This is a genomic window from Mesorhizobium sp. C268A, assembly GCF_040324475.1.
Taxonomy (GTDB): Bacteria; Pseudomonadota; Alphaproteobacteria; order Rhizobiales; family Rhizobiaceae; genus Mesorhizobium.
The window spans coordinates 443,068-466,208 of the sequence record NZ_JAMYVX010000003.1 but is presented as its reverse complement, the minus strand read 5'-3'; the positions used below and the strand labels follow the sequence as shown (position 1 = coordinate 466,208).

Here is a 23,141-nt window from a genome sequence, read left to right as displayed (position 1 = left end):
CAGTCCATCTGATAACAATTTAGCCGCATGATAGACCGCTCGGCCTGGCATGTCGATTTCTTTGGACCGGCCGAAAATGCGGCTCTGTGCTAGCTTGCGCCATTCGGTCCGGCGACCGCCGGCCCGCTCCCAGATGCTTGCTCCGCAGGACCGCCATGCCGCTCGACACCATCCGCCAGCAGATCCGCGCCAACTACCTGCCCGACGAAGACGCGGCTGTGAAGCGCCTGGCTGCCGCGACAGAACTTTCGGCCGATGACCGCAAAGCCGTCTCGGCCCGTGCCGCGGATCTGGTGCGCGCGGTGCGCGGCTCGTCCGACCCGCGGCTGATGGAGGTTTTTCTCTCGGCCTACGGCCTCTCCACCAAGGAAGGCGTGGCGCTGATGTGCCTGGCCGAGGCACTGCTGCGCGTGCCCGACACCGAGACCATGGACGACCTGATCGCCGACAAGATCGCACCGCATGACTGGTCGGCGCATTCGGGCGGTTCGAGCTCGATCTTCGTCAACGCCTCGACCTGGGCGCTGATGCTGACCGGCCGTGTGCTCGACGAAGGCGAGGGCGGCATTGAAGGCACGCTGCGCTCGATGGTTCGCCGACTGGGCGAACCGGTGATCCGCAAGGCGGTCGCCGCCGCCATGCGCGAAATGGGCGAGCAGTTCGTGCTCGGCCGCACCATTGCGGAAGCCGTCAAGCGCGGCAAGTCGATGATCCAGAAAGGTTATCTCTATTCCTTCGACATGCTGGGCGAGGCGGCCCGCACCGAGGCCGACGCGCTGCGCTACCATAAGGCCTATGCCGATGCGATCTCCACGCTCGATTCAGGCTCCAATGGTCCCGATATCCGCCAGAACCACGGCATCTCGGTCAAACTGTCGGCGCTGCATCCGCGCTACGAAGAGGCACAGAAGGAAAAGATGCTGCCGGTGATGGCGGAGCGGCTGCTGTCGCTGGCGCTGGCCGCACGCCATTCGCGCATGGGCCTCAACATCGACGCCGAGGAGGCCGACCGGCTCGACCTGTCGCTCGACGTCATCGAGCGTGTGTTGTCCGAGCCGGAGCTTGCCGGCTGGAATGGCTTTGGCGTCGTCGTCCAGGCCTACGGCCCGCGCGCGGCCTTCACCATCGACTGGCTCTATGCGCTGGCGAAAAAGTACGACCGCAACATCATGGTGCGGCTGGTCAAGGGCGCCTATTGGGACACCGAGATCAAGCGGGCACAGACGCTCGGGCTTTCCGGCTACCCCGTCTTCACCCGCAAGGCCAACACCGATGTTTCCTACATGGCTTGCGCCAGGAAGTTGCTGTCGATGACCGACCGCATCTATCCGCAATTCGCCACGCACAACGCCCATACAGTCGCTGCCGTCCTGTCGATGGCTGACAACCGTGACGCTTTCGAATTCCAGCGCCTGCACGGCATGGGCGAAGCGCTGCATGAGACGGTGCGCCGGGCCGAAGGCACGCGCTGCCGCATCTATGCGCCGGTCGGCGCGCACTCCGACCTCTTGGCCTATCTGGTTCGCCGCCTGCTGGAGAATGGCGCCAACTCCTCCTTCGTCCATCAGCTCACCGACGAGGACGTCGAGCCGGAGGATATTGCGCGCGATCCGCTCGAGACGGTCGAGAGCCAGGGCCCCGCCGCCAATCCGGCAATCGCTCGTCCTGCGACGATCTTCGGCGCTGGTCGGCGCAACTCGAAGGGGTTCGACATCACCGATCCGGTGACGCTGGCGGCGATCGACAAGGCCAAGGCGGCCTTTGCCGGGCCCGAGCGCTGGCATGCCAAGCCGATCACGCGCGCCGCCGGCTACGGCAAGCAGCGCCCGGTGGTCAATCCGGCAAAGCCTGCCGAGATCGTCGGCACGGTCGCCGAAGCCGCTGCCAAGCAGGTCGCGACCGCGGTGCGCTTTGCTGTGGAAGCGCAGCCGGCCTGGGCGAAGCGTCCCGTTGCCGAGCGCGCCGCCATCCTCAACCGCGCCGCCGACCTCTATGAGGCCAATGCGGTCGAGTTTTTCGCGCTGGCTACAAGGGAAGCCGGCAAGTCGCTGGCCGACGGCGTGGCTGAACTGCGCGAAGCCGTCGACTTCCTGCGTTACTACGCTGCCGAAGCGGCCAACAACGAAGCGGGCAGCGAGGCGCGCGGCGCGATCGTGTGCATTTCGCCGTGGAATTTCCCGCTCGCCATCTTCACCGGCCAGATCGCGGCAGCGCTCGTCACCGGCAATTCGGTCATCGCCAAGCCAGCCGAACAGACGCCGCTGATCGCCTTCCGCGCCGTCGAGCTGCTGCGCGAGGCCGGCGTTCCGGAAGATGTCATCCAGCTTCTGCCGGGCGACGGTCCGGCGGTCGGCGGACCGCTGACTGCGGATCCGCGCATTGCCGGCGTCTGCTTCACCGGCTCGACCGAGGTTGCAAAGCTGATCGAGAAGCAACTGGCCGAGACGGCCGCGCCGGACGCCATGCTGATCGCCGAGACCGGCGGTCTCAATGCCATGATCGTCGATTCCACAGCACTGCCCGAACAGGCGGTGCGCGACATACTGGCATCGGCTTTCCAGAGTGCAGGCCAGCGCTGTTCGGCGCTTCGCGTGCTCTACGTGCAAAAGGATGTCGAGAAGAAGATGCTGGAGATGCTGAAGGGCGCCATGGAATCGCTCACCATCGGCGATCCCTGGCAGATTTCGACCGATGTCGGGCCGGTCATCGATGACGAGGCGCAGGAATCGATCCGCGAGTATTGCACCAAGATGGGGCTGCAGGGCCGGTTGATTGCCAAGCTCGAAGCACCGAAGGACGGCCGCTTCGTTGCGCCGCATGTGTTCCGGGTCAAGGGCATCGAGGAGATGGAGCGCGAAGTGTTCGGTCCGGTGCTGCATGTCGCCAGCTTCGACGCCGACGGGATCGACGCCGTCATCGCCGCCATCAACCGCAAGGGCTATGGCCTGACCTTCGGCCTGCACACCCGCATCGAAGGCCGCGTCCAGCATTTCGTCGACGGCATCCATGCCGGCAACATCTATGTCAACCGCAACCAGATCGGCGCCGTCGTCGGTTCGCAGCCCTTTGGGGGCGAGGGGCTTTCGGGCACCGGGCCGAAGGCCGGCGGGCCGCATTATCTCCGGCGGTTCCGCAAAGGGCCGGAGGCGGGCACGGAGATTGCCGAGGGCCACAAGGTGACGGCGACCGAACTGGCCGACAATCTGCCCGATCCGACGCTTGGCGGCTGGTCGACGAGGCCGGACCGCATCGCCATTTTGAGAAAACATCTGCGCGGCAAGGGCGCTGCAGCCATCGGCGCTGCAGCCGCCATCGATTTCGGCCAGGTCGACCTGCCCGGACCGACCGGCGAGGCCAACACGCTGTCGCTGTCGCCGCGTGGCCGGGTGCTGTGCCTCGGTCCGGACGCCGACACGCTGCTTGCCCAGACGATCCAGGCGCTGGCCGCCGGCAATGCGGTGCTGGCCGTGGCGCCGGGCGCGCCGGCGGCACTGTCGGCGCTGACCGGCAAGGGGTTGCCGCTGGCGGCCATAGACGGTCGGCCAGACCCAGTCGAAGCGCGTTCGCTGCGCGTCCATGTCGTCGCCTTCTCGGGCAGGCCCGAGGCGGCGCGGATCGTGCGCAAGGTCATTGCCGACCGCAGCGGGCCGATCGTGCCGCTGGTCAGCGAGGTGCTCAACCCGGCGGCCTATGCGCATGAACGCGCTGTCTGCGTCGACACCACGGCTGCCGGCGGCAATGCCAGCCTGCTCGCGGCGGCCTAGGGGGCTTTTCGCGGCTCGCTTGCCTGCGTCGGGTTGCAAGGGTATGCGCAAGGGACAGAGAGCAACTCGAGCGGGGCAGCCGAACAGATGGAAGACACGTCCCGACCGTTTGAGCTGCCGCGCGTGGCGGTGGTCATCACCTGCTTCAATTATCGGCCGTACGTCGAACAGGCGATCCGCTCGGTGCTTGCGCAGACCTACCGGAATTGGGAATGCGTCATCGTCGACGATGCCTCGACGGACGGCTCGGCAGACCATGTCCGACAGCTTCTAAGGGATATAGACGACCCGCGCCTGCGCCTGTTGGCGCGCACGGAGAATGGCGGCCAGACCGCGGGATTCCGCGACGGCTTTGCCGCAACCGACGCGCCCTTCGTCGCGTTTCTCGACGCCGATGACGTGTGGCTGCCGGATTTTCTCCTCGCGCATCTGTCCGCCCACCTCAACACGACGCATTCGGCCGCACTGTCGAGTTCCGATGTGTTCCTTGTCGATGGCGACGGCACCTTGCTGGGCGGTACCTTCCTTGCCTTGCGCAAACCGCGGTCCGGAGCGGATCGCAGTGGCGTCGCCATCGCGCCCGGTGGCCGGCTTGCCGGCATGGCGCCCGGGATCGCCTACGCATCGGAGCATCCGGTAACCTATTTCGCACCTGCGGTGACGGGCTGGCTGTGGTCGCAATGCTCGGCGATCATGTACCGGCGTGGCGCGCTGGAACCGGTATTGTCCTTCCCGTTCAAGGCCAAGGTCGGGACGGATTATCTGACGGCGACACTCGCGCACCAGGCCGGCGGCAGCCTCATCCTGTCAGAAGGTCTCGGGCTCTATCGCCTGCATGGCTCCAACCTGTCCACCGGAACTGCCTTTGCCGGCGGCAATGTGCGGCAAACGCCTGCATACAGGAGCTACAGGAGCGTGTTGGCGGCGGATGCCGCAGACTATTTGCTGGCGAATTCTGCCTGGCTCAGCGATCTCAACGGGCGCAATTTCATAGCTGCATTCCTGACGCAGCATGTGCGCCAATTCCCGGAGCTGGCCGGTGATCCGCGGTTGGCGCGCTACCTGACACGCGGACAGCCCTGGCGGCGGCTGCGCCTGCACATTGCCCAGTGGCTTCAGCGACTGGGCGGCCGGAATTCAACCGGAACATGACGGCATCTGCCCGTCGTCAGATCTCGTCGACGGGTGAAATCTCAATCAGGCGCCTTCGACGACCGAAAAGCCTTCGAACTGCGGATGGCCGAGATAGTGCACCTTCGACGTGCCGGTGTTGCGGTGGGCGGCGCGAAAATTCTCGGATTTGGTCCAGGCGACGAAATCCTCATGGCTTGCCCACACCGTGTGCGAGGCAAATAGCGTGTAACCCTCGGGCTCGTTGACCGGGCCGCGCAGCAAGTGGAATTCCCTGAAGCCTTTCATCTCCGAGAGGCTCGAATCGCGGTTCTTCCAGACATCCTCGAAAGCGGTCTCCGAGCCGTTCTGGACCTTGAAGCGGTTCATGGCGATGTACATTGGGCTTCCTCTTGAATTGATGGACGATTTGGCGAAGGTCTGCGAGCTGGTTAAAACGGACCGATCCGCGCCCTGAACACCCAACTTGATAATCCGGTCTCGGGTGGAATGGGCGGGAACGGGGCTTGCTGGCGCACCAGTTTCAAAGCGAATTGGTCTAGTTCGGCAGACCCTGAACTTTCGACAAGCTGCAAGTCGCTGACGCTGCCGTCAGCCATGACGACGAAATAGACCCTGGCATTGTTGCGAGCCTTGGCTTGAATTTCCTTCGAAACGCGCCGGTTAGCGCGGGCAAGCTTCTTTTGAATTTCACCGCCGTAACGAGATTCCATCGCATTGCCAGCCGCGTCCTGGTTTTTACCCTTGCTGGCAACCGCCGGTGCGTCGCGTTCTTCGCCATCTGCCGCACCGCGGGTATCTCCAGATCCGGCTGGAGGGGTCGGCCGCGGGCTCGGGACTGGTGGTTTGGCAGCAGGCAAATCAACGGCGGGCTCGTCGGCGGGCGGTGCCTCTGAACTTTGCGTTTGAACCCCTGGTGGAGTCGACGTCTCAGCGCTTGGGGCGACAGTTTGATCATTCGGGATGGCGGCCGTCAGTGTATCTGGCGCGGCGGTCGCCTGTTCGGCGGCTTCCGGCGCAGGCTTGGGCGCCGCCGGCTCCTTTACCGGTTGAGGCGCCTCGGTCGGCGGCACGGGTCGAACGGCCTCGGGCTTGGCCGGCTGCGGATCGGTTACCAGGGTAACATCGACCGCGTCGGGAGCCTGGCTGTCCAAGGCGCTGCCGACCACCTCGGCGCCCGATTGGTCGGTGCCTTCGGATTGTATCGCGTTACTGGAATCGAATGTCCCTGCGGGTCCGATGAAGAACGCCGCTGCGGCAGCGGCATGGAGCAGGCAGGACGCGACGATCGCCACAGTCCATTTGCGGTCCGCGGCTGCCGGCTGTGCGAGCTCGTCCATCGTAATCGCCGGTTCGTTGCCGGCGTCGGGGAGGGGGGTGATGTCCTGCATGGTTCGCGGCGAGACCTGCCGCGAGCGGGGTGGGATTGTCAAATCAAGATCGGTTGCCGGCCATGACGGCGGAGCTGCGACGGGTCGTGTCGCATTGTCGTGCAGGAAGGCGGGATGCAGGCCCACCTCAGACGCCGAATGCGATACCGGTCTTGGTCTGCGTCTTCAGGCCGCGCATGCAGGCGCCCGGTTCGACGCCGGCGCATTCGGTGGCGCTGTTGATCAGCACGCGGCTGAGTTTGGTGCAGTCGGTGCCGGCGAGGTCGAAGCGGGTCACCTTGGTCTTGCCGGCCGGCAGGTCCTTGAAGTCGAGCACGCTCAGGCGGTCGACAATGCCGGCCTCGTTGAACAGCGCGATTTCGAATGCCGCCTTGGAAAGATCGGCGCCGAGCGCATTGTTGACGACGAAGGTCAGCCGGCAACCCTTTTCGGAGGGCTGCGCGGCATTGAGCTCGAGGCTGAGTTGCGGAGCCGACGCGGACTGAGCCCACGCCGGCATCAAGCCAAGCGACATCGCCAGCGTCGAGGTCAGGAGGCGAAGCGATGCCGTCAAACTTGTCATGGGTGTCAGCCTCCAAAGCGCATGGTTGCGGCCAGCTTCAGCGTGATGCCGGGTTCATAGATGACGGCGGTGGTACCGCCGTTCAGCGGGTTGGTGTATTTGACGTCGAACAAATTGTCGGCGCGGAAGTCCACCTTCAGATTGTCGGTGGCCTGGTAGCTGGCGAAGGCGTTGACCAGAGTATAATCCTTGGCTACGGGGTTGCCCTTCGGCTTGCCGTTGTACTGCACCTCGCCGCCGACGGTCAGCTTGTCCTGAAGGAAGCGGAAGCCGAGCTGCCCGGTGACCTGCGAGGACGGGATGGTGGCAAGGTCGGCGCGCTCACCTTCATCGGAGATGGTGTGGCCGTTGCTGATCGAGGCGGAGAGCCCGGCATAACCCCAGGCGGCATCGTAGACGCTTTCCAGTTCGAAGCCGTTTATCTTGGCCTGGGCGACGTTCTGGTACTGGAAGCAGATCGGAATGCCGGGGCCGAACGGGCAGCCGCTGGTCGGGTCGAATGCCGACAGCGTGACGCCTTCGATGTAGTCGTCGACATCGTTGTGGAAGTAGGCGGCCTTGAGCCGGAACGCGTCGCCGGCCTCGATAAGGTCGTCCAGCTTGTAGTTGACGCCGAACTCGGTGGTCTTGCCGGTTTCAGGCCGCAGGTTTGGGTTGGGCAGGAACGGGAAGGTGACGCCTGCCGGATGGTTGCCGCTGATCAGCGTTTCGGTCAGCGACGGCGAGCGGTAGCCTTCCGCGTAGGTGCCATAGAACTGCAGGCCCGCCAGGCTGGCGCTTTCGAAGGGCGTGACACCAACGGTGATGCGCGGCGACAGCCTGTCGCCTGAGGTTTCGTTGTCCGAATCCTTCAGGCTGTAATTGTCGTAACGCAGACCGGTGATGACTTCGAGCCAGTCCCAGCTCAGCCTGTCCTGGATATAGGCGCCCGAAACGTTGCGCTTGCCCGACGGCGTATAAAAACTGTCGCCGCCCGACGTGCCGCCGGTCTCGACATCGTCGCCGACCCAGTCGCCGCCATAAGTCAGCTCATGCGAGATGCCGGCGGTCTCGAAGCGCGACGTGTTCCAGATGTCGATGCCGGTCGTGCCGACATCGAAGGTCGACGTTGAGCCTGCCGGAAGCACGACGGGAAGACCGGTTACCGGATCGAAGCGGTTTTGCGAAACAAGCGTGGTGAGGTCGAGATTGGTCTTGTTGTAGGAGGCGTTGATGTGGAGATCGAGCCAGCTCCTGGCGTCGTCAGTGATGTTGTAGCGGGCGGTGAAGGTGTTCGACTTCAGGTCGACGTCGTTGGCCGGCACGCCGCCGCTGGTTTCCGTCCAGCCGTCGCTCGAGCCGACCCAGCCGAGCTTCAATTCGCTGTTCTCGCTCGGGCGGATTGTGGTCTTGAGCAGGCCGCTCAGCAGGTCGAAGCCGGTGCCGTCGACGGTGTCGCCGCTGCCATTCTTGTAGTCGCCGTAGTCGCGGTAGACGATGTTGCCCAGCACATCCAAATCGTCGTTGAATTTGTAGGCGCCGCTGGCACTGGCGGTCCAGCCCTTGCCGTTGCTTTCATAGCGCCCGGTGACGGAGCCGGCCCAGGTTTCGCCCGGTCTGAGGAAATCCACCGCATCCTTGGTGTCGAAGAAGACGACGCCGCCAATGGCGCCGGAGCCGTAGGTGTTGGCGGTCGGTCCGCGAATGACGTCAACGGATTTGATGAGCTCGGGATCGACATAGAAGGTCGACTGCGTGCCGTGGTCTGAGCGCTGGAAATTCTGCCTGGCACCGTCGATGATGACGGCGACGCGACCGAAATCCTGCAGGCCGCGGATGTTGATGCTGGAGCTGACGCGTCGCGCATCGGCCTGCACGGCGACACCAGGCACACCGAGCAGCATTTCGTTCGGCGTCGTCGCCATGCGGCGGTCGAGCTGTTCCTGGTCGACATGGCTGGCTGAGGCCAGCGATTCGATTGCCGTCTTGCCGGTGCGGCTGATGACGAGGATCTTGTCCAGCAGGGTCGCGCCGGCGGGCGCCGGCTTGGTGTCCTCGGTTTTCCTGGTCTGGTCGGCCTGGTCAGCGGCCGGCTGAGCGCTGGCCGGCGATGTCAGCAGCGCGATCGTCGCTGCCCCCGCAAGCAAGGCTGCCATTGCCTTTGCCATAGGCCGATGCACCGGATCGGCGTTCGCCAGATTCAGTCGTCCACAATTTCCCAAGCCCATGCCCCAACTCCAAAATTCCAGGTTCGATGCTGGCTGGCTTGGTGCTCGCTGGCATTTTTCATTCTGTCCGGCGTCTTAAATGTTGACTCATTTGGTCCGGTATTGCACTGACTAATAAACATGATTATTCGAGTCAAGAAATGAATCGGCATTTTTGCAACGCCTAGCCAGTTGCCCGGCACAGGAAAGGGATCGAAAGAGATGAACACCCACAATCCCAACGACTTTCGTTACCGCGTCCGCCGTTCCGAGGAGACGCCGACCCGCTTCGACCGGGTGCCGCTGGCGGTGCGGACGCTGTCCTCCAACACGCTGTTCCAAGGCGAGCACGAGATCGGCATCGAGCACCATGGCGCGCTCTATCGGCTGAAGATCACCCGCCAGGGCAAGCTCATCCTCAACAAGTGACGAAACGACCAAACACGGCAGACAGGTAAGCAGGACATGGACCAGCGCGCAAAACCCGCCCCGCATGAAATCCGGCGGGCGCGGGCAGACAATCCGAAAGCGCGCGAGCGCGATCTTGCCGCCGAGCTCGGTATTTCCGAGGCCGAGCTGGTGGCCGCGCATTGCGGCGACGGCGTCGTGCGCGTCGAGCCCTGGGTCAACGATCTTCTGACCGGCCTCGACGCCGTCGGCGAAGTGATGGCGCTGACCCGCAACGAAAGCGCGGTGCACGAGAAGATCGGCGTCTACGACAAGGTTGTCACAGGCACGCACAACGCCATGGTGCTGGGCGAAAACATCGACCTGCGCATTTTTCCCAAAGTCTGGGCGCATGGCTTTGCCGTGGAAAAGCGCGACGGCGGCGACATCCGCCGCAGCCTGCAATTCTTCGACGCGGCCGGCGATGCGGTGCACAAGGTGCATCTGCGGCCGGCTTCCAATCTCTATGCCTACCAGAAGCTCGTGGCCGCACTCGAATCGCCGAACCAGGAGGCGACCGTGTCTATCGCAGGCCTGGCCGACGACGACGCGGAGACGTCGGGCATTGCCGCAGACATCGATGATCTGCGCGACCGCTGGAGCCGGCTGACCGACGTGCATCAGTTCTTTGGCATGTTGAAAACGCTGAAGCTCACCCGCCGCCAGGCCGTGCGCATGGTCGGCCAGGACTATGCCTGGCTGCTCGACAATGACGCCATCGGCGCCATGTTCCACCATGCCGCCGCCGACGGCATGCCGATCATGTGTTTTGTCGGAAACCGAGGCTGCATCCAGATCCATTCCGGTCCCGTCAAGTCGATCAGGCCGATGGGGCCGTGGATCAACGTGATGGACGAGACGTTCCACCTGCATCTGCGCACCGACCACATCCAGGAGGTGTGGGCGGTGCGCAAACCGACCAAGGACGGTCATGTCACCTCGCTCGAAGCCTATGGCGCCGACGGCAAGATGATCATCCAGTTCTTCGGCAAGCGCCATGAAGGCGAGGGCGAGCGCGACGACTGGCGGTTCCTTGCCGAGAACCTGCCGCGCATTCCAAGCCCGACCGCAGCCTGAGGAAACGACGATGATTTCACTGTTCAGGATGCTTGCCGCGGCCATGGGCCTGTCGCTGTTTATTGCCGCCCCAGTGCCGGCCAGCGAGAACGTGGCCGTGTTTGCCGACACGTCGCGGATCGTGGCGATCGGCGGTTCGATCACCGAGATCGTCTACGCGCTTGGCGAGGAAGGTCATCTCGTCGCCCGCGATTCGACCAGCCGCTACCCCGCCGCCGCGGTCGCGCTGCCCGACGTCGGCTATATGCGCCAGCTGTCGCCGGAAGGCGTGTTGTCGGTCAATCCTTCGGGCATTCTGGCGCTGCATGGCAGTGGGCCGAAGGAAGCGGTCGATGTGCTGAAAAAGTCGAGCGTTCCGTTCATCGACGTGCCCGAGCATTACAGCCATGACGGCATCCTGGAAAAGATCCGCATCGTCGGCAAGGCGCTCGGCGTCGACGCCAAGGCCGAGACGCTGGTGGCTGAGACCGATGCCAAGCTGAAGGCGGCCGAGAAGCAGACGGCGTCGATCAAGCAGCGCAAGCGCGTCCTGTTCGTGCTGTCGATCCAGGGCGGCAAGATCCTGGCCGCCGGCACCGACACCGCCGGCGACGGCATCATCAAGCTCGCCGGTGCGGTCAACGCCGTTGAAGGTTTTTCCGGCTACAAGCAGATGTCCGACGAGGCCATCGTAACCGCCAGGCCGGACGTGATCCTGGCGATGAAAAATGCCGGACCGCCGATTGCGGAGGCCGAGCTGTTCGCCATCCCGTCGATCACCTCGACGCCGGCGGGTGAAGGCCGCAAACTGATCCTGATGGATGGCAGCTATCTCCTCGGCTTCGGGCCGCGCACGGCCGATGCCATCCACGATCTGGCCGCCTCGCTCTATCGCAGCCAGGTCACGGACTGAGCCGATGGTGGATCAGTCGATCACCGGCGCGGCGGGCAAGGTGGCCGAGGGCGATCGTTCCGGGCGCGCTCGCCTGGTTATTGTGCTCCTGTGTGTGGCGCTTGCCCTTTCGCTGTTCCTGTCGCTGAGGTCGGGCGCTTCCGATGCATCGGCCGTTGCTGTCATTCGTGACTGGCTGACCGGCACCATGCCGGACGACGCCGCGCTTGGTGCCCGCGACCGGCTGATCGTCTACGATATCCGCATGCCGCGCGTACTTCTCGGTGTGCTCATCGGGGCGGCACTGGCCGTATCGGGTGCGGTCATGCAAGGCCTGTTTCGCAACCCGCTCGCCGATCCCGGCCTGATCGGCGTTTCCGCCGGGTCGAGCCTCGGCGCGGTCGCCGTCATCGTGCTCGGCACGACGTGGCTGGCGCCGCTCACTCTGGCGCTCGGCGGGCTGGCCTTGCCGCTCGCCGCCTTTTGCGGTGGCTTTGCGGTGACGCTGGTGCTCTACCGTGTCGCCACGCGGCAGGGACAGACCTCGGTCGCCACCATGCTGCTTGCCGGCATTGCGCTGGCAGCCCTTGCTATGGCGCTGACCGGCATTCTCATCTTCATGGCCGACGACCGGCAGTTGCGCGACCTGACCTTCTGGCAGCTGGGCTCGCTTGGCGGCGCGACCTGGCCGAAGATCGCTTCCGTCGGGCCGATCATCGTGCTGGCGCTTGCGGCAATGCCGTTCCTGGCCAAAGGCCTCAACGCCCTGGCGCTCGGCGAGGCGACGGCCGGACATCTCGGCATCCCGGTACAGCGGCTGAAATACACCGCGATCGTCGGCGTCTCGGCAGCGGTCGGCGCCTCTGTCGCAGTCAGCGGAGGCATCGGTTTTGTCGGCATCGTCGTGCCGCATCTGCTGCGGCTGCTGATCGGTCCGGACAATCGCTATCTTTTGCTCGCATCGGCGCTGCTCGGCGCCTCGATGCTGCTTCTTGCCGACGCAGTTGCCCGCGTCATCGTGGCGCCGGCCGAATTGCCAATCGGCATCGTCACGGCGATCGCCGGCGCGCCGTTCTTCCTCTGGATCCTGCTGCGCAAGCGCGGCGTAATCGACTTGTGAGGCGGCATGATCGAAGCACGCGATGTCTCGGTGGCGATCGGCGGCAAGCGCATTGTTGCCAATGTCGATTTCGTCGCGCGGCCGGGCGAAATTGCGGCAATCGTCGGACCCAACGGCTCGGGCAAGACGACGTTTTTGAAGGCGTTGTCGGGCGATCTGGCGTTTGCGGGGACAGTGGCCGTCAACGGGCGCGACCTCTCCGCGATGAAGCCGGTGGAGGCCGCGACTGTGCGTGCCGTGCTGCCGCAGGCCGCGACGCTGTCCTTTCCCTTCACCGTGCACGAAGTGGTCAGGCTCGGCCTTATCGGCGGCCGTTCCGGCGTTCTGCCGGGCGAAGATGATCGTCTGCCCGAGCGGGCGCTGGCGCGGGTCGACCTCGACGGCTTTGCCGGCCGCTTCTATCAGGAGCTTTCGGGCGGCGAACAACAGCGTGTGCAACTGGCGCGCGTGCTGTGCCAGGTCTGGGCGCCGGTGCTCGACGGCAAGCCGCGCTATCTCTATCTCGACGAGCCGGTCTCCAGCCTCGATATCAAGCACCAGCTGATCATCATGAACATCGCCCGCGATTTCGCCCGGCGCGGCGGCGGTGTGATCGCCATCCTGCACGACCTCAATCTGACGGCCATGTATGCCGACCGGATTTTCGTGATGCATCGCGGCCGGCTCGCCGCCGACGGTTCACCGCAGGAGGTGCTGAGCGACGATCTGATCGAAAAGGTGTTCGATTGTCGGCTAAGGGTCGGTGTGTTGCCGGCGGCGAGCATGCCGTTCGTCTTGCCGCAGTCAGCCGCCTAAAAGCGCGTCGCGTTTGAACGGACTCAGGCGACGCGCTTTAGGTCTTTGTTTTTATGCATGTCGTTGTCTCAAAACCGGGGCCACTTTTGAGCGACATGCACTAGAAAACTCAGGCGGCCGGAGCTCGCTGGACCAGCATGTCGATGCCGAGCAAATGACGCACATTCGGGCGCGCCGCCACCATATCGGCGATGGTGTAGCGGGAGAGTACGGCAAAGAAGGCGTTGAGCGCCTCGCGCAGCGCCGAATTCAGCTGGCAGCTGTCGACCAGCGGGCATTCGGCGGCGTCGTTTTCGAAGCACTCGGCCATGGCGAAGCTCTCTTCGGTCACCCGTACGACGTCGAACAGGCTGATCTGCTCGGCGGGGCGGCCGATCCTCACGCCGCCATTCCTGCCGCGCACCGTCTCGACCAGGCCATGCTCGACCAGCGGCTGCAGGATCTTGAACAGGAAAAGCTCCGACACCGAATAGGCGGCCGCAATCTCGGGGATGCGGCTCAGGCGATCGTTGTTGGCGGCGCAATACATCAGGATGCGCATGGCGTAGTTGGTCTGGCGCGTCAGCCGCATTTAATTCCTCACCCGAGTGCTGGCGCGCTGGAACTGCACCAGATTTTAGATTGTGCTGGTGCGGCTTTCTCACCCGGAGTTTCGGATTCGCCCACACTGGCCTGATCGGAATATGGCCTATACCTTGGAACAATTCCAGACTGGGATTGCATGATAGATGAACATTCTTGTCAACTTTGCGTGCGAAACCGGCAATCCCCGGACGAAATCGGCCCATCCGATCATGCTACGGGCCCAAACACCCCCTAAATAGCCCATGCCAGATAGCCAAGAGATCGATGAGGAGCGGCGTATCATGTCCCAATCGGCTTCGTCCCTGGCGCCTGGCGGTTTTGATGCCGAGACGGGCGCCAAGCTTTTCGCGTTGCGGCGGACAAAGTTCCTCGCCACGGCTGCGCTGGTGCTTTGCGTCGTGGTTTTTGCCGTGGCCAAATCGTCCGAGGCCAAGTATCCGTGGCTGGGCTTCGTGGCGGCCTTCGCCGAGGCGGCGACCATTGGCGGCCTGGCCGACTGGTACGCGGTGGTGGCGCTGTTCAAGCGGCCGCTGGGCCTGCCGATCCCGCACACCGCCATCATCCCAGCGAACCAGAACCGCATCGCCGATAATCTGGGCCGCTTCATCGAGGTCAATTTTCTGGCGCCGGAGCCGGTGCGGGAAAAGCTGGCCGAGGTCGATTTTGCAGCACTCGTCGCCGACTGGCTGACTGACGCCGAACGCTCTGCCGGCCTGTCACGCTTCGTCGTACGGCTGGTCCCGCAGACGCTTGCGGCGATCGAGCAATCCGGCCTGCGCGGCTTCGTCACCAGCCGCATGCTGGAGCAGATCGACAAGGTGCCGCTGGCGCCGCTCGCGGCCGAATTGCTGTCGGCACTGACCGACGACCGCCGCCACCAGAAACTCTTCGACGAATTCACCAGGGTGATCGGCCGGTTCCTGAACGATGAAGAGGCGCTGGCGACCATGCGCGAGAAAATCCGCGAGGAATTGCCGTCGCTGTTCAACCTGTTCAGAGCCGACGCCTATCTGCTGAAGAAGATAGTCGCTTCCGCCGGTTCGCTGCTTGACGAGGTGCGGGCCGACCCCGACCATCCGATGCGCGCCGAATTCGACCGTTTCGCGCACAGCTTCATCGAGCGGCTCAGAACCTCGAAGCAATACGCCAAACGGGCCGAGAAGCTGAAACGCGATTTCCTGGCGCGGCCGGAAGTGAAGTCGCTCGCCGGCGACATGTGGCAGAGCCTCAGCCTGTTCATCGAACAGGACGCCAAGGCGGAGAATTCGATTGTTCGCGCGCATCTCGCCAACATGTTCGTCGAGGTCGGCCGCCATCTCTCAGGCGATCCGCAGATCAGGGCCGACATGAACCAGGGCTTTGTCGTGGCGCTGTCGTCGTTCGTCGAGAGCCAGAAGAGCGGTGTGTCGACATTCATCGCCGACCAGGTCAAGCGCTGGGACCTTGCCCAACTGACGAGGCTGATCGAGATGAACATCGGCAAGGACCTGCAATATATCCGCTTCAACGGCATGATTATCGGCGGATTGGCGGGTATCGTGCTCTACACGGCGGAGAGGCTGTTTCTCGCTGGCTGATGCTGCATTTGCCGCTGAATTGCTTGGGCGTCCGAATGGACACACGGCGCGCGAGTGCTATTGTCCAGAACAGGGTTCAGCATTTGCGACACTGGGGAGCACGAGCAATGGCCAAACAACCCGACTCCGATTCGTTCCTTGACATGTTCAGCCGGTTCGGCCGTGACCTGAAGGTGCCGAATGTCGAGGCGATCCTCGCGCATCATCGCAAGAACCTCGAGGCCCTGGAAAGATCGGCGCGGGCGGGAGCTGCCGGCGCGACCTCATTGTTGTCCAGACAGCGCGAGATGCTGCAGGACACGCTGCGTGAAGTCAGCGACATGGCGCAGAGCTACAAGGCGCCGGGCAATCCCCAGGAACTGATGACAAAACAGGCGGAGTTCGCCAGGAAATCCTTCGAAGCCGCCCTGAAAAATGCCGGCGAAGTGGCCGAGCTGGTCAAGAAATCCGGCACCGAATCGATCGAAATCCTGCGCAGCCGCATCAAGGAAGCGATGGAGGAAATCCGCTCGGGCTATGACAAGAAGTGACTCTCAACGCAACCATGAGAGGAGCGGGCCGGTTGCGGCGCATGAGCATGGACGAGGGACGCTGTTTGGCGGAAAATGGCGGAACGGAATCGCAACGGGCGAATTGACAGGAGCCGTCCGTTCGTGGTCCGAGGCACTGGGAGCCACCGGGAAAGCAGGAATGACGGAACTACGGCCGAAAACGCCGCCGACCTTCGAGCAGTTAAGGGCGATGGCCGGGCAGGAGCTCGGCGTGTCGGAATGGACGACCGTCGACCAGAACCGCATCAACCAGTTTGCCGAATGCACAGGCGACCATCAGTGGATCCACGTCGATCCGGAGCGGGCGAAGCGGCAGAGCCCATTTCGCACCACGATCGCGCATGGCTATCTGACGCTGTCGATCATCGGCGCGCTGGCGCTGGGCATGGGCATCGTCCCCGAAAACACGCAAGCCGCCTTCAATTACGGCTTCGACAAGGTGCGGTTCCTGGCGCCCGTCAGGGTCGGCGCACGCATCCGGCTGCGCACGACGCTGTTGTCGGTGGAGGACAAGGGGCCGGGCCAGTATCTGATGAAGGCCGCCAATACGGTCGAGATCGAGGGCGAACAGAGGCCGGCGCTGACCGCCGAAACGCTGGTCATGCTTTATGAGCGGCGCAAGCGGGCGGGAGCGTAAGCTCCCTATCTTCGGTCATGATGGCTGTTGCCGCACCGACAGCCTGCCGCCGGCGCGGGTCGAGAGCAGTGCCAGCAACAGCGCAGCCACCGCCAGGACCGTTGCCGTCTGAAAGGTAACCTGCATGCCGTGCGCGGCTGCCGCTGAGGTCAGCATGTCCTGGCTTTGCCGTTCTCCCGTCGAGGCAGCCGCAAAAATGGCGCCCATAAGCGATGCGCCGGTGATCAGGCCGAGATTGCGCGACAGATTGAGCAGGCCGGACACCACGCCGCGCTCGCCGGCAGCGACACCGCTCATGACGGCGGCATTGTTGGATGTCTGGAACAGGGCGTACCCGAAGCAGGTGACGGCGATCGGCACGATATAGCTGGCAATGCCGAATTTTGTTGCGGCGAGCGACAAAAGCAAGGTGCCGTTGACCAGGCCGAATAGTCCGGCGATCATCATCCTGTTGGTACCGAAGCGATCGGTGAGGCGGCCGGCGATAAGTGCCGAGAGCGCGGAGACCAGCGGACCTGTCGACAGGACCACGCCGACCATCGCAGCATTGAGCCCCAGCCCTCGCGACAGATAGAACGGAGCGACCACCAGGGTCGCCATCATCACTGTGGCGACAACGAGGTTCGTGGCGAGGCTGGCGCTGAGCCGGATGTCGTACAACCGGGCAAGCCGGATCAAGGGATTCTTCGCCCTCTTCTGCGCGACGCCGAACAGAACGACGCCGATGCCGGCGGCAACCAGCAGGCCGGTGTTGAGGGCGCCGAAATGGCCGTGGCCGAGCGTCATGGCCAGTGCATAGGCGGCGAGCGTCAGGCCTAGCAAGACCGTCCCGATCGCGTCGAACCCGCCTTGAACGCCCGCAGCCTTGCCGCGGGCAGGCAGGGCCAGCCAGGCGAGGGCAAAGGTCAGGAGGCCGAGCGGCACATTGACGAGGAAGAGCGCCCGCCAGCCAAAGCCGGCGATCAGCAAGCCGCCGAGTGAGGGTCCGAGCGTCGTGCCGATCGCCGACATGGCGCCGAGCAGGCCCATGGCGCTGCCGGTTCTCTCCTTGGTCACGGTCTCCGCGACAAAGGCCAGCGTCAACGCCATCATCAGCGCGGCACCCAGCCCTTGCACGGCGCGCGCCGCAATCAGCAGCCAGAGCGTCGGCGCCAGGCCGCAGAGCACCGAGGCCAGTGTGAACAGCGCGATGCCGCCGAGCAGCAACGGCCGGCGGCCGACCATATCGGCCAGCCGGCCGGCGCTGACGATCAGGGCCGTGATGGCGAGCAGATAGGCGAGAACCACCCATTGCACGGACTGGAACGGCGCACCGAACGCCTGCATGAGGGAAGGCAGTCCGACGCTGGCAATGCTGGTTCCAAGCGACGACAGCAGCGTGGCGAGCGACAGGCTGGCCAATGCCAAGACAGGAGAGTGGGCCAGGCCTGCGGACCGGGTGTTCTGCGGCGCCGATGCGCACTCGTTCTGCTCGGCAGTTGCCATGGCGATTTCCTCCTTGTCAGTCCCGCAACCGGACCTGTCGGAGATCTAGTCGTCAGGGTGGAATGGCGGAAGGCGCAGCATTTGCATCTTATTCGTGCACCAAACGCCATGGCATGTGCTACAATCCGCCAATGACATCGCCCGACCTCAATCTGCTGTTCGCTCTCGACGTCCTGCTGACCGAAGGTAGCGTGGCTCGCGCGGCAACCCGGCTGCGGCTCAGCCCTTCGGCGATGAGTCGCACCCTGGCGCGACTGCGCGAAGCGACCGGCGACCCGCTGCTGGTTCGGGCCGGTCGAGGCCTTGTGCCGACGCCGCGCGCGGAGGCATTGCGGCAGCAGACCGGCCGTGTCGTCCAGGAAGCAGAAACGTTGCTGCGCCCTGCCAGGCCTCTCGATCTCGCGAAGCTGAACCAGATCTTCACGCTGCGCACCAATGAAGGGTTCGTCGAGGAGTTCGGGCCGCGTCTTGTCGCTCGCATCCAGGCCGAGGCGCCGGGCGTGCGGCTGCGATTTGCGCCGAAAGCCGACAAGGATGTCGCCTCGTTGCGCGACGCAGCGATCGATCTGGAAATCGGCGTTGCCGGCGAGACCGGACCTGAAGTGCTGATACAGGCGCTGTTCCGTGACCGGTTCGTCGGCGCCGTAGGAGCCGGCCATCCCTTGAGCGAAGGCGCGGTGACGCCTGAACGCTACGCGGCCGGCCGCCACATCAGCGTTTCACGGCGGGGTCGGGAAAGAGGGCCGATCGATCAGACTTTGGCGCTGCTCGGCCTGCAGCGAACCGTGGCGTGCATGGTCTCCGGCTTTTCGGCTGCACTCGCCATGGCGCGCGCTTCGGACCTTATTGCCAGCGTGCCCGAACGGCACACGCAAGGCGCACGCGCCGGCATGGTCAGCTTTCTGCTGCCGGTCGCCACGGTGGAGGTCACCATCTCGATGCTCTGGCATCCACGGCTCGATGCCGATCCGGCGCAACGCTGGCTGCGAGATTGCGTTCGGAAGGTCTGCGCGGCCTCCCGCTGAGCGCTCAGCGCGCCATTGCCGCCTTGAGCACCCTGAAAATCCGCTCGTCTTGGCATTGGGCAACGTTGAAGCGCAGGAACCGGCTGGCGGTTCCCGACAGGCTGAATGCATTGCCGGGCGCCAGCACGATGTTGTCGGCCAATGCACGGCGAGCAATTTCAGCCGCATCCACGCCATCCGGCAGGCTGCACCACAGGAACAAGCCGGCCGGTTGGTCGATCCAGGGCGTGATGCCGATCGCCTTCAGGCGCGCGCCCGTCTCACCCATGGCGCGGGAAAGCCGCGCGCGCAGCAATTCCATGTGCTTGCGGTAGCTGCCGTCCCTAAGCAGCGTCAGCACCAGTTCGGCCGCCAGCCGGCCGCCGCCGAAGGTGGTGGCAATCTTGAGGTCGGTGAGTTGCTCGATCCAGTCGCGCGGTGCCGCGATGAAGCCGCAGCGAACCGATGCCGATAGCGTCTTGGAGAAGCTACCGATATGGACGACGCGGTTGAGGCCGTCGAACGCCGCCAGCCGGGGCGCGGGACTGTGCTCGAAATCGGCGAAGATGTCGTCCTCGACGATGGTCAGGTCCGACTGGTCGGCGAGCTTCAGCAGCCGGTGCGCGGTGACCGGCGACAGGATCGCGCCGGTCGGGTTGTGGATGGCGGAATTGGTGATGTAGAGGCGCGGCCTGTGCTCGGCGAGCGCCTGCGCGAACAGCTCGATATCAGGCCCCGATGGCGTGTAGGGCACGCTGACGACCTTGGCGCGGTGGGCGCGCAGCAGCGCGTGAAAATTGAAATAGCAGGGGTCGTCGACCAGCACGGTATCGCCCGGTTCGATCAGGAAGCGGCACAGAAGATCGATGGCCTGCGTGCCCGATTCGGTCAGCATGATCTGTTCGGGCGAGACCTCGATGCCGTGGCCAGCCATGCGCCGCGCGAGCAATTGCCTGAGCGGCGGCAGGCCGAGCGGCGTGCCGTAATCGGCTAGGTCGACATCGTCGGCGCGCGCCACGGTGCGCAGCGCCCGGCGCAAGGCCCCCTGCGGCATCCATGAGGCCGGCATCCAGCCGCAGCCGGGTTTCAGCATCTCGTCGCCGGCTTCCAGTGACTGGCGCGAAACCCAAAGCGGATCGATGGCGCGGTCGAGCCGCGGGCCGATCTCGGCCAGCGACAGTGGCGCCAGCGATCCGGCGGCATAAAAGCCCGAGCCCGGCCGTGAGCGTATCGCGCCTTCGGCGGCGAGCCGCTCATAGGCTTCGACCACGGTCGACTTGGACACCTGCATGGCCTTGGCGAAGGCGCGGATCGAAGGCAGCCGCGCGCCTGGCGTCAGGCTGCGCGCCGATATCCGTTGGCGGATGGTCGCCATGACAGTTTCCACAAGCGTGGTCGCGACAGGAGGGTGCGCATTGCCGGTTTCCAAAATGAGTTCGGTCATCTGTATTGCTCTGGTAGCCATTACAGTTTGATGGAATTGTACTGCATTGTCTCTGGCTGCACCATAGGCACGTGCCCGATAGAGGGCGAAAGCAATGGAGCCTGGAATGGACAAGACCGCGAGCGGCTGGCTGAACGGATTCATCGGCGTGTTGATCTTCTCAGGCTCGCTGCCGGCGACGCGCGTCGCCGTGGCGGAGTTCGATCCGACATTCCTGACCTCGGCCCGCGCCGCGATTGCCGGACTTCTCGGTCTCGCCATGCTGATGCTGTTTCGGCAGAAGCGCCCGGCGCGCAGCGATTTTCTGTCGCTGGTGATCGTCGCCCTTGGGGTGGTTGTCGGCTTTCCCTTGCTCACCGCTCTGGCGCTCAAGCACGTCACCTCTGCCCACTCTATCATCTTCGTCGGCCTGCTGCCGCTGGCCACCGCGATTTTCGGCGTGCTGCGCGGTGGCGAGCGTCCGCGCCCGGCCTTCTGGCTGTTTTCCTGCATCGGCAGCGCGCTGGTCGCCGGTTTTGCCCTGATGCAAGGCGTGACGGCCTCACCTGTCGGCGACGGCCTGATGCTGGCCGCCATCATCGTCTGCGGCCTGGGCTATGCCGAGGGGGCGGCATTGTCGCGCAGGCTGGGCGGCTGGCAGGTGATCTGCTGGGCGCTGGCGATCTCGCTGCCGATCATGCTGGTTCTGACGTTCGCGACGCTGCCGCCATCCTTCGCCGGCGTCGGCTCCGGCGCCTGGATGGGTCTCGCCTATGTCTCGCTGTTCAGCATGCTGATCGGCTTCGTGTTCTGGTACCGCGGCCTCGCCCAAGGCGGCATCGCCGCCGTCGGGCAATTGCAGTTGCTGCAGCCCTTCTTCGGACTGGCGCTGGCGGCGACGCTTCTGCACGAGCAGGTCAGCCCGCTGATGGTGGTTGTCACGCTGGGTGTGGTCGCCTGCGTGGTCGGGGCGAAGAGGTTTGCGCGGTAGGATTGGCTGATTCGGCCGCGGTCTCATTAATGTGAAATGACAGAACTTGGTGGAAGCAGTCACTCCGCGATCAGGTTGGGCCACGAGTCGGAAAGCGGAGCGGGGTTGCCGGATCAAGGCCAACCTCGAAAACCCGAAGCGGTACAACTGTATCGTGTGGATGAACGCGGCCGGGCCAATTTCCCCATACCACCTCAGCCATAAACCTGCGGCCGCGACATTCGACCTCAATCAAGTCACCAACCACCGGAGCCGTTCCAGCAAATCGGTTTTCGTCTGCGCGAAGCTCACGTTCCGTGGCTACTTCGCCATCCTTTAGTGCAATACGCTTTACCCAATAGGCCATAGCGACAGTATAGTTCCTGTGTGTGGCTGGTCCAGCCAGGTTCAATCCGATGATCGCTTGGGGTCGATTCTGACGGACTAGCGCAACCTTGTCGAGCGATTCTACTGGCGTCTTGGTTGCATGGACTGTTCTGCAATTTCTATCGAATCGCTGTCAGAACTTCGTCACCACCCCAATGCCAATCCCCTCGAAACCGCCCATCGCCATCAGCGCCGCCGGCGCCTCATCAAGGCTGATCTTCTTGCCGACCAGCAGTTCGGGCTTGAGCTTGCCGGTGCGGATCATCTCCATCATGGCGGGGTAGCGGTAGGCCTGCATGCCGTGGCTGCCGAGGATTTCGAGCTCGAAGGCGATCACCTTGTCCATCGGCACTTGCGGGCGGGCATGTTCGCCCAGCATCAGGCCGACCTGCACGTGGCGGCCGCGCCGACGCAGATTGGCAATCGAGTTGAACGATGTCGTGGGGTGGCCGAGCGCGTCCATCGACATATGCGCGCCGCCATTGGTGATCTGCTTGACCGCCTTGACCACGTTCGGCGTCGTCGAGGCGTTGATGGTCGCCACCGCGCCGATCTTTCTGGCGAATTCCAGTTTCTCGTCGGTGAGATCGATGGCGATGACATTGGCGCCCATGGAACTGGCGATCATGATCGCCGAAAGGCCGACGCCGCCGCAGCCATGCACCGCCACCCATTCGCCCGGCGTCACCCGGCCCTGGTCGACAATGGCGCGAAACGAGGTGACGAAACGGCAGCCGAGGCTGGCGGCGGTGGCAAACTCCATCTCCTCGGGCAGGCGCACCAGATTAGTGTCGGCGTGCTCGATGGCGACATATTCGGCAAACGATCCCCAGGCGGTGAAACCCGGCTGCGTCTGGTGCTCGCAGACCTGATGATTGCCCGAATTGCATTCGAAACAGCGGCCGCAGCCGACGCAAAACGGCACGGTGACGCGTTCGCCGGCCTTCCAGCGGGTCACCTGCTTGCCGACGGCGACGACGATGCCGGCCAGTTCATGGCCCGGCACATGCGGCAGTGTGATGCCATCGTCATGGCCCATCCAGCCATGCCAGTCGCTGCGGCAGAGCCCGGTCGCCTCGACCTTGATGACGACGCCGTCGGCAGCCGGTTTCGGATCCGGCACGGTCAGGATTCTCGGCGTCTCACCGAATTTTTCGAAGACGACGGCTTTCATCGGC

The 23,141-nt window shown here is 64.2% G+C and carries 21 protein-coding genes; 12 read left to right on the top strand and 9 right to left on the bottom strand.

Translation table 11 applies throughout. From position 1 onward, the window contains the following. The first annotated feature begins 155 nt into the window (after nt 1-155). Both putA and NKL06_RS29145 read left to right on the top strand, forming a co-directional pair. A complete protein-coding gene (gene putA / locus NKL06_RS29150; RefSeq protein WP_023691051.1) occupies nt 156-3,764 on the top strand; it encodes a bifunctional proline dehydrogenase/L-glutamate gamma-semialdehyde dehydrogenase PutA in 3,609 nt (1,202 codons plus the stop codon). Between the two features lie 87 nt (nt 3,765-3,851). Next, the gene (locus NKL06_RS29145; protein ID WP_023673855.1) at nt 3,852-4,916 is read left to right on the top strand and encodes a glycosyltransferase; all 1,065 of its coding nucleotides are present in this window, start codon (nt 3,852-3,854) and stop codon (nt 4,914-4,916) included. A 45-nt stretch (nt 4,917-4,961) separates the two neighbouring features. On the opposite strand, the gene hmuQ is transcribed toward NKL06_RS29145, so the two are convergent. The 5 genes from hmuQ to NKL06_RS29120 form a co-directional block, all read right to left on the bottom strand. Then, nucleotides 4,962-5,276: a heme-degrading protein HmuQ gene (gene hmuQ / locus NKL06_RS29140; protein WP_023673856.1), complete on the bottom strand. Its 315-nt coding sequence runs from the start codon at nt 5,274-5,276 to the stop codon at nt 4,962-4,964. Between the two features lie 50 nt (nt 5,277-5,326). Then, the gene (locus tag NKL06_RS29135; protein ID WP_023673857.1) at nt 5,327-6,286 is read right to left on the bottom strand and encodes an energy transducer TonB family protein; all 960 of its coding nucleotides are present in this window, start codon (nt 6,284-6,286) and stop codon (nt 5,327-5,329) included. 127 nt (nt 6,287-6,413) lie between these two features. Next, nucleotides 6,414-6,848, bottom strand: coding sequence for a hypothetical protein (locus tag NKL06_RS29130; protein ID WP_023673858.1), 435 nt, complete (start codon nt 6,846-6,848; stop codon nt 6,414-6,416). Between the two features lie 5 nt (nt 6,849-6,853). After that, on the bottom strand, nt 6,854-8,983 hold the full coding sequence (locus NKL06_RS29125) for a TonB-dependent hemoglobin/transferrin/lactoferrin family receptor (protein WP_023807345.1): 2,130 nt from the start codon (nt 8,981-8,983) through the stop codon (nt 6,854-6,856). 44 nt (nt 8,984-9,027) lie between these two features. Then, the gene (locus NKL06_RS29120) at nt 9,028-9,264 is read right to left on the bottom strand and encodes a hypothetical protein (RefSeq protein WP_155927137.1); all 237 of its coding nucleotides are present in this window, start codon (nt 9,262-9,264) and stop codon (nt 9,028-9,030) included. On the opposite strand from NKL06_RS29120, the gene hemP reads away from it, so the two are divergent. From hemP to NKL06_RS29095, 5 genes are read left to right on the top strand one after another with little or no spacing between them, the layout of a single operon-like run. Continuing rightward, nucleotides 9,257-9,463 carry a hemin uptake protein HemP gene (gene hemP / locus NKL06_RS29115; protein WP_023673860.1) on the top strand — a complete coding sequence of 69 codons (207 nt, stop codon included), beginning with the start codon at nt 9,257-9,259 and terminating at the stop codon, nt 9,461-9,463. The two genes, NKL06_RS29120 and hemP, sit on opposite strands and share 8 nt — an antisense overlap. Before the next feature lie 36 nt (nt 9,464-9,499). Beyond that, entirely contained in the window at nt 9,500-10,558 is a 1,059-nt protein-coding gene (locus NKL06_RS29110; RefSeq protein ID WP_023691053.1) for a hemin-degrading factor, read from the top strand. A gap of 10 nt (nt 10,559-10,568) precedes the next feature. Continuing rightward, the gene (locus tag NKL06_RS29105) at nt 10,569-11,450 is read left to right on the top strand and encodes a heme/hemin ABC transporter substrate-binding protein (RefSeq protein WP_031208051.1); all 882 of its coding nucleotides are present in this window, start codon (nt 10,569-10,571) and stop codon (nt 11,448-11,450) included. Nucleotides 11,451-11,454: 4 nt separating this feature from the next. Beyond that, the gene (locus NKL06_RS29100) at nt 11,455-12,549 is read left to right on the top strand and encodes a FecCD family ABC transporter permease (RefSeq protein WP_023807346.1); all 1,095 of its coding nucleotides are present in this window, start codon (nt 11,455-11,457) and stop codon (nt 12,547-12,549) included. A gap of 6 nt (nt 12,550-12,555) precedes the next feature. Continuing rightward, complete coding sequence (locus tag NKL06_RS29095) at nt 12,556-13,344, top strand: heme ABC transporter ATP-binding protein (protein WP_023691055.1); 789 nt, start codon at nt 12,556-12,558, stop codon at nt 13,342-13,344. A 109-nt stretch (nt 13,345-13,453) separates the two neighbouring features. Here NKL06_RS29095 and rirA read toward each other — a convergent pair whose 3' ends face one another. Beyond that, nucleotides 13,454-13,915, bottom strand: a complete 462-nt coding sequence (gene rirA, locus NKL06_RS29090; protein WP_023672640.1) for an iron-responsive transcriptional regulator RirA — start codon at nt 13,913-13,915, stop codon at nt 13,454-13,456. A gap of 295 nt (nt 13,916-14,210) precedes the next feature. On the opposite strand from rirA, the gene NKL06_RS29085 reads away from it, so the two are divergent. From NKL06_RS29085 to NKL06_RS29075, 3 genes are all read left to right on the top strand, one after another. After that, entirely contained in the window at nt 14,211-15,506 is a 1,296-nt protein-coding gene (locus NKL06_RS29085; protein WP_023691056.1) for a DUF445 domain-containing protein, read from the top strand. 107 nt (nt 15,507-15,613) lie between these two features. Beyond that, a complete protein-coding gene (locus NKL06_RS29080; RefSeq protein WP_023672638.1) occupies nt 15,614-16,036 on the top strand; it encodes a phasin family protein in 423 nt (140 codons plus the stop codon). Between the two features lie 160 nt (nt 16,037-16,196). Then, a complete protein-coding gene (locus tag NKL06_RS29075; protein WP_023681725.1) occupies nt 16,197-16,694 on the top strand; it encodes a MaoC family dehydratase in 498 nt (165 codons plus the stop codon). Between the two features lie 15 nt (nt 16,695-16,709). Here NKL06_RS29075 and NKL06_RS29070 read toward each other — a convergent pair whose 3' ends face one another. Next, nucleotides 16,710-18,179 (bottom strand): MFS transporter, encoded by a 1,470-nt coding sequence (locus NKL06_RS29070; RefSeq protein ID WP_023691057.1) that lies wholly within the window; start codon nt 18,177-18,179, stop codon nt 16,710-16,712. Nucleotides 18,180-18,310: 131 nt separating this feature from the next. On the opposite strand from NKL06_RS29070, the gene NKL06_RS29065 reads away from it, so the two are divergent. Continuing rightward, a complete protein-coding gene (locus tag NKL06_RS29065) occupies nt 18,311-19,204 on the top strand; it encodes a LysR family transcriptional regulator (protein ID WP_023691058.1) in 894 nt (297 codons plus the stop codon). Between the two features lie 4 nt (nt 19,205-19,208). Here NKL06_RS29065 and NKL06_RS29060 read toward each other — a convergent pair whose 3' ends face one another. Further along, a complete protein-coding gene (locus NKL06_RS29060; RefSeq protein ID WP_023691059.1) occupies nt 19,209-20,627 on the bottom strand; it encodes an aminotransferase-like domain-containing protein in 1,419 nt (472 codons plus the stop codon). Nucleotides 20,628-20,733: 106 nt separating this feature from the next. Here NKL06_RS29060 and NKL06_RS29055 point away from each other — a divergent pair, with 106 nt between their 5' ends. Then, nucleotides 20,734-21,597, top strand: coding sequence for a DMT family transporter (locus NKL06_RS29055; RefSeq protein ID WP_023691060.1), 864 nt, complete (start codon nt 20,734-20,736; stop codon nt 21,595-21,597). Between the two features lie 499 nt (nt 21,598-22,096). On the opposite strand, the gene NKL06_RS29050 is transcribed toward NKL06_RS29055, so the two are convergent. Then, nucleotides 22,097-23,137, bottom strand: a complete 1,041-nt coding sequence (locus tag NKL06_RS29050) for a zinc-dependent alcohol dehydrogenase family protein (RefSeq protein ID WP_023691061.1) — start codon at nt 23,135-23,137, stop codon at nt 22,097-22,099. Between the last annotated feature and the right edge of the window lie 4 nt (nt 23,138-23,141).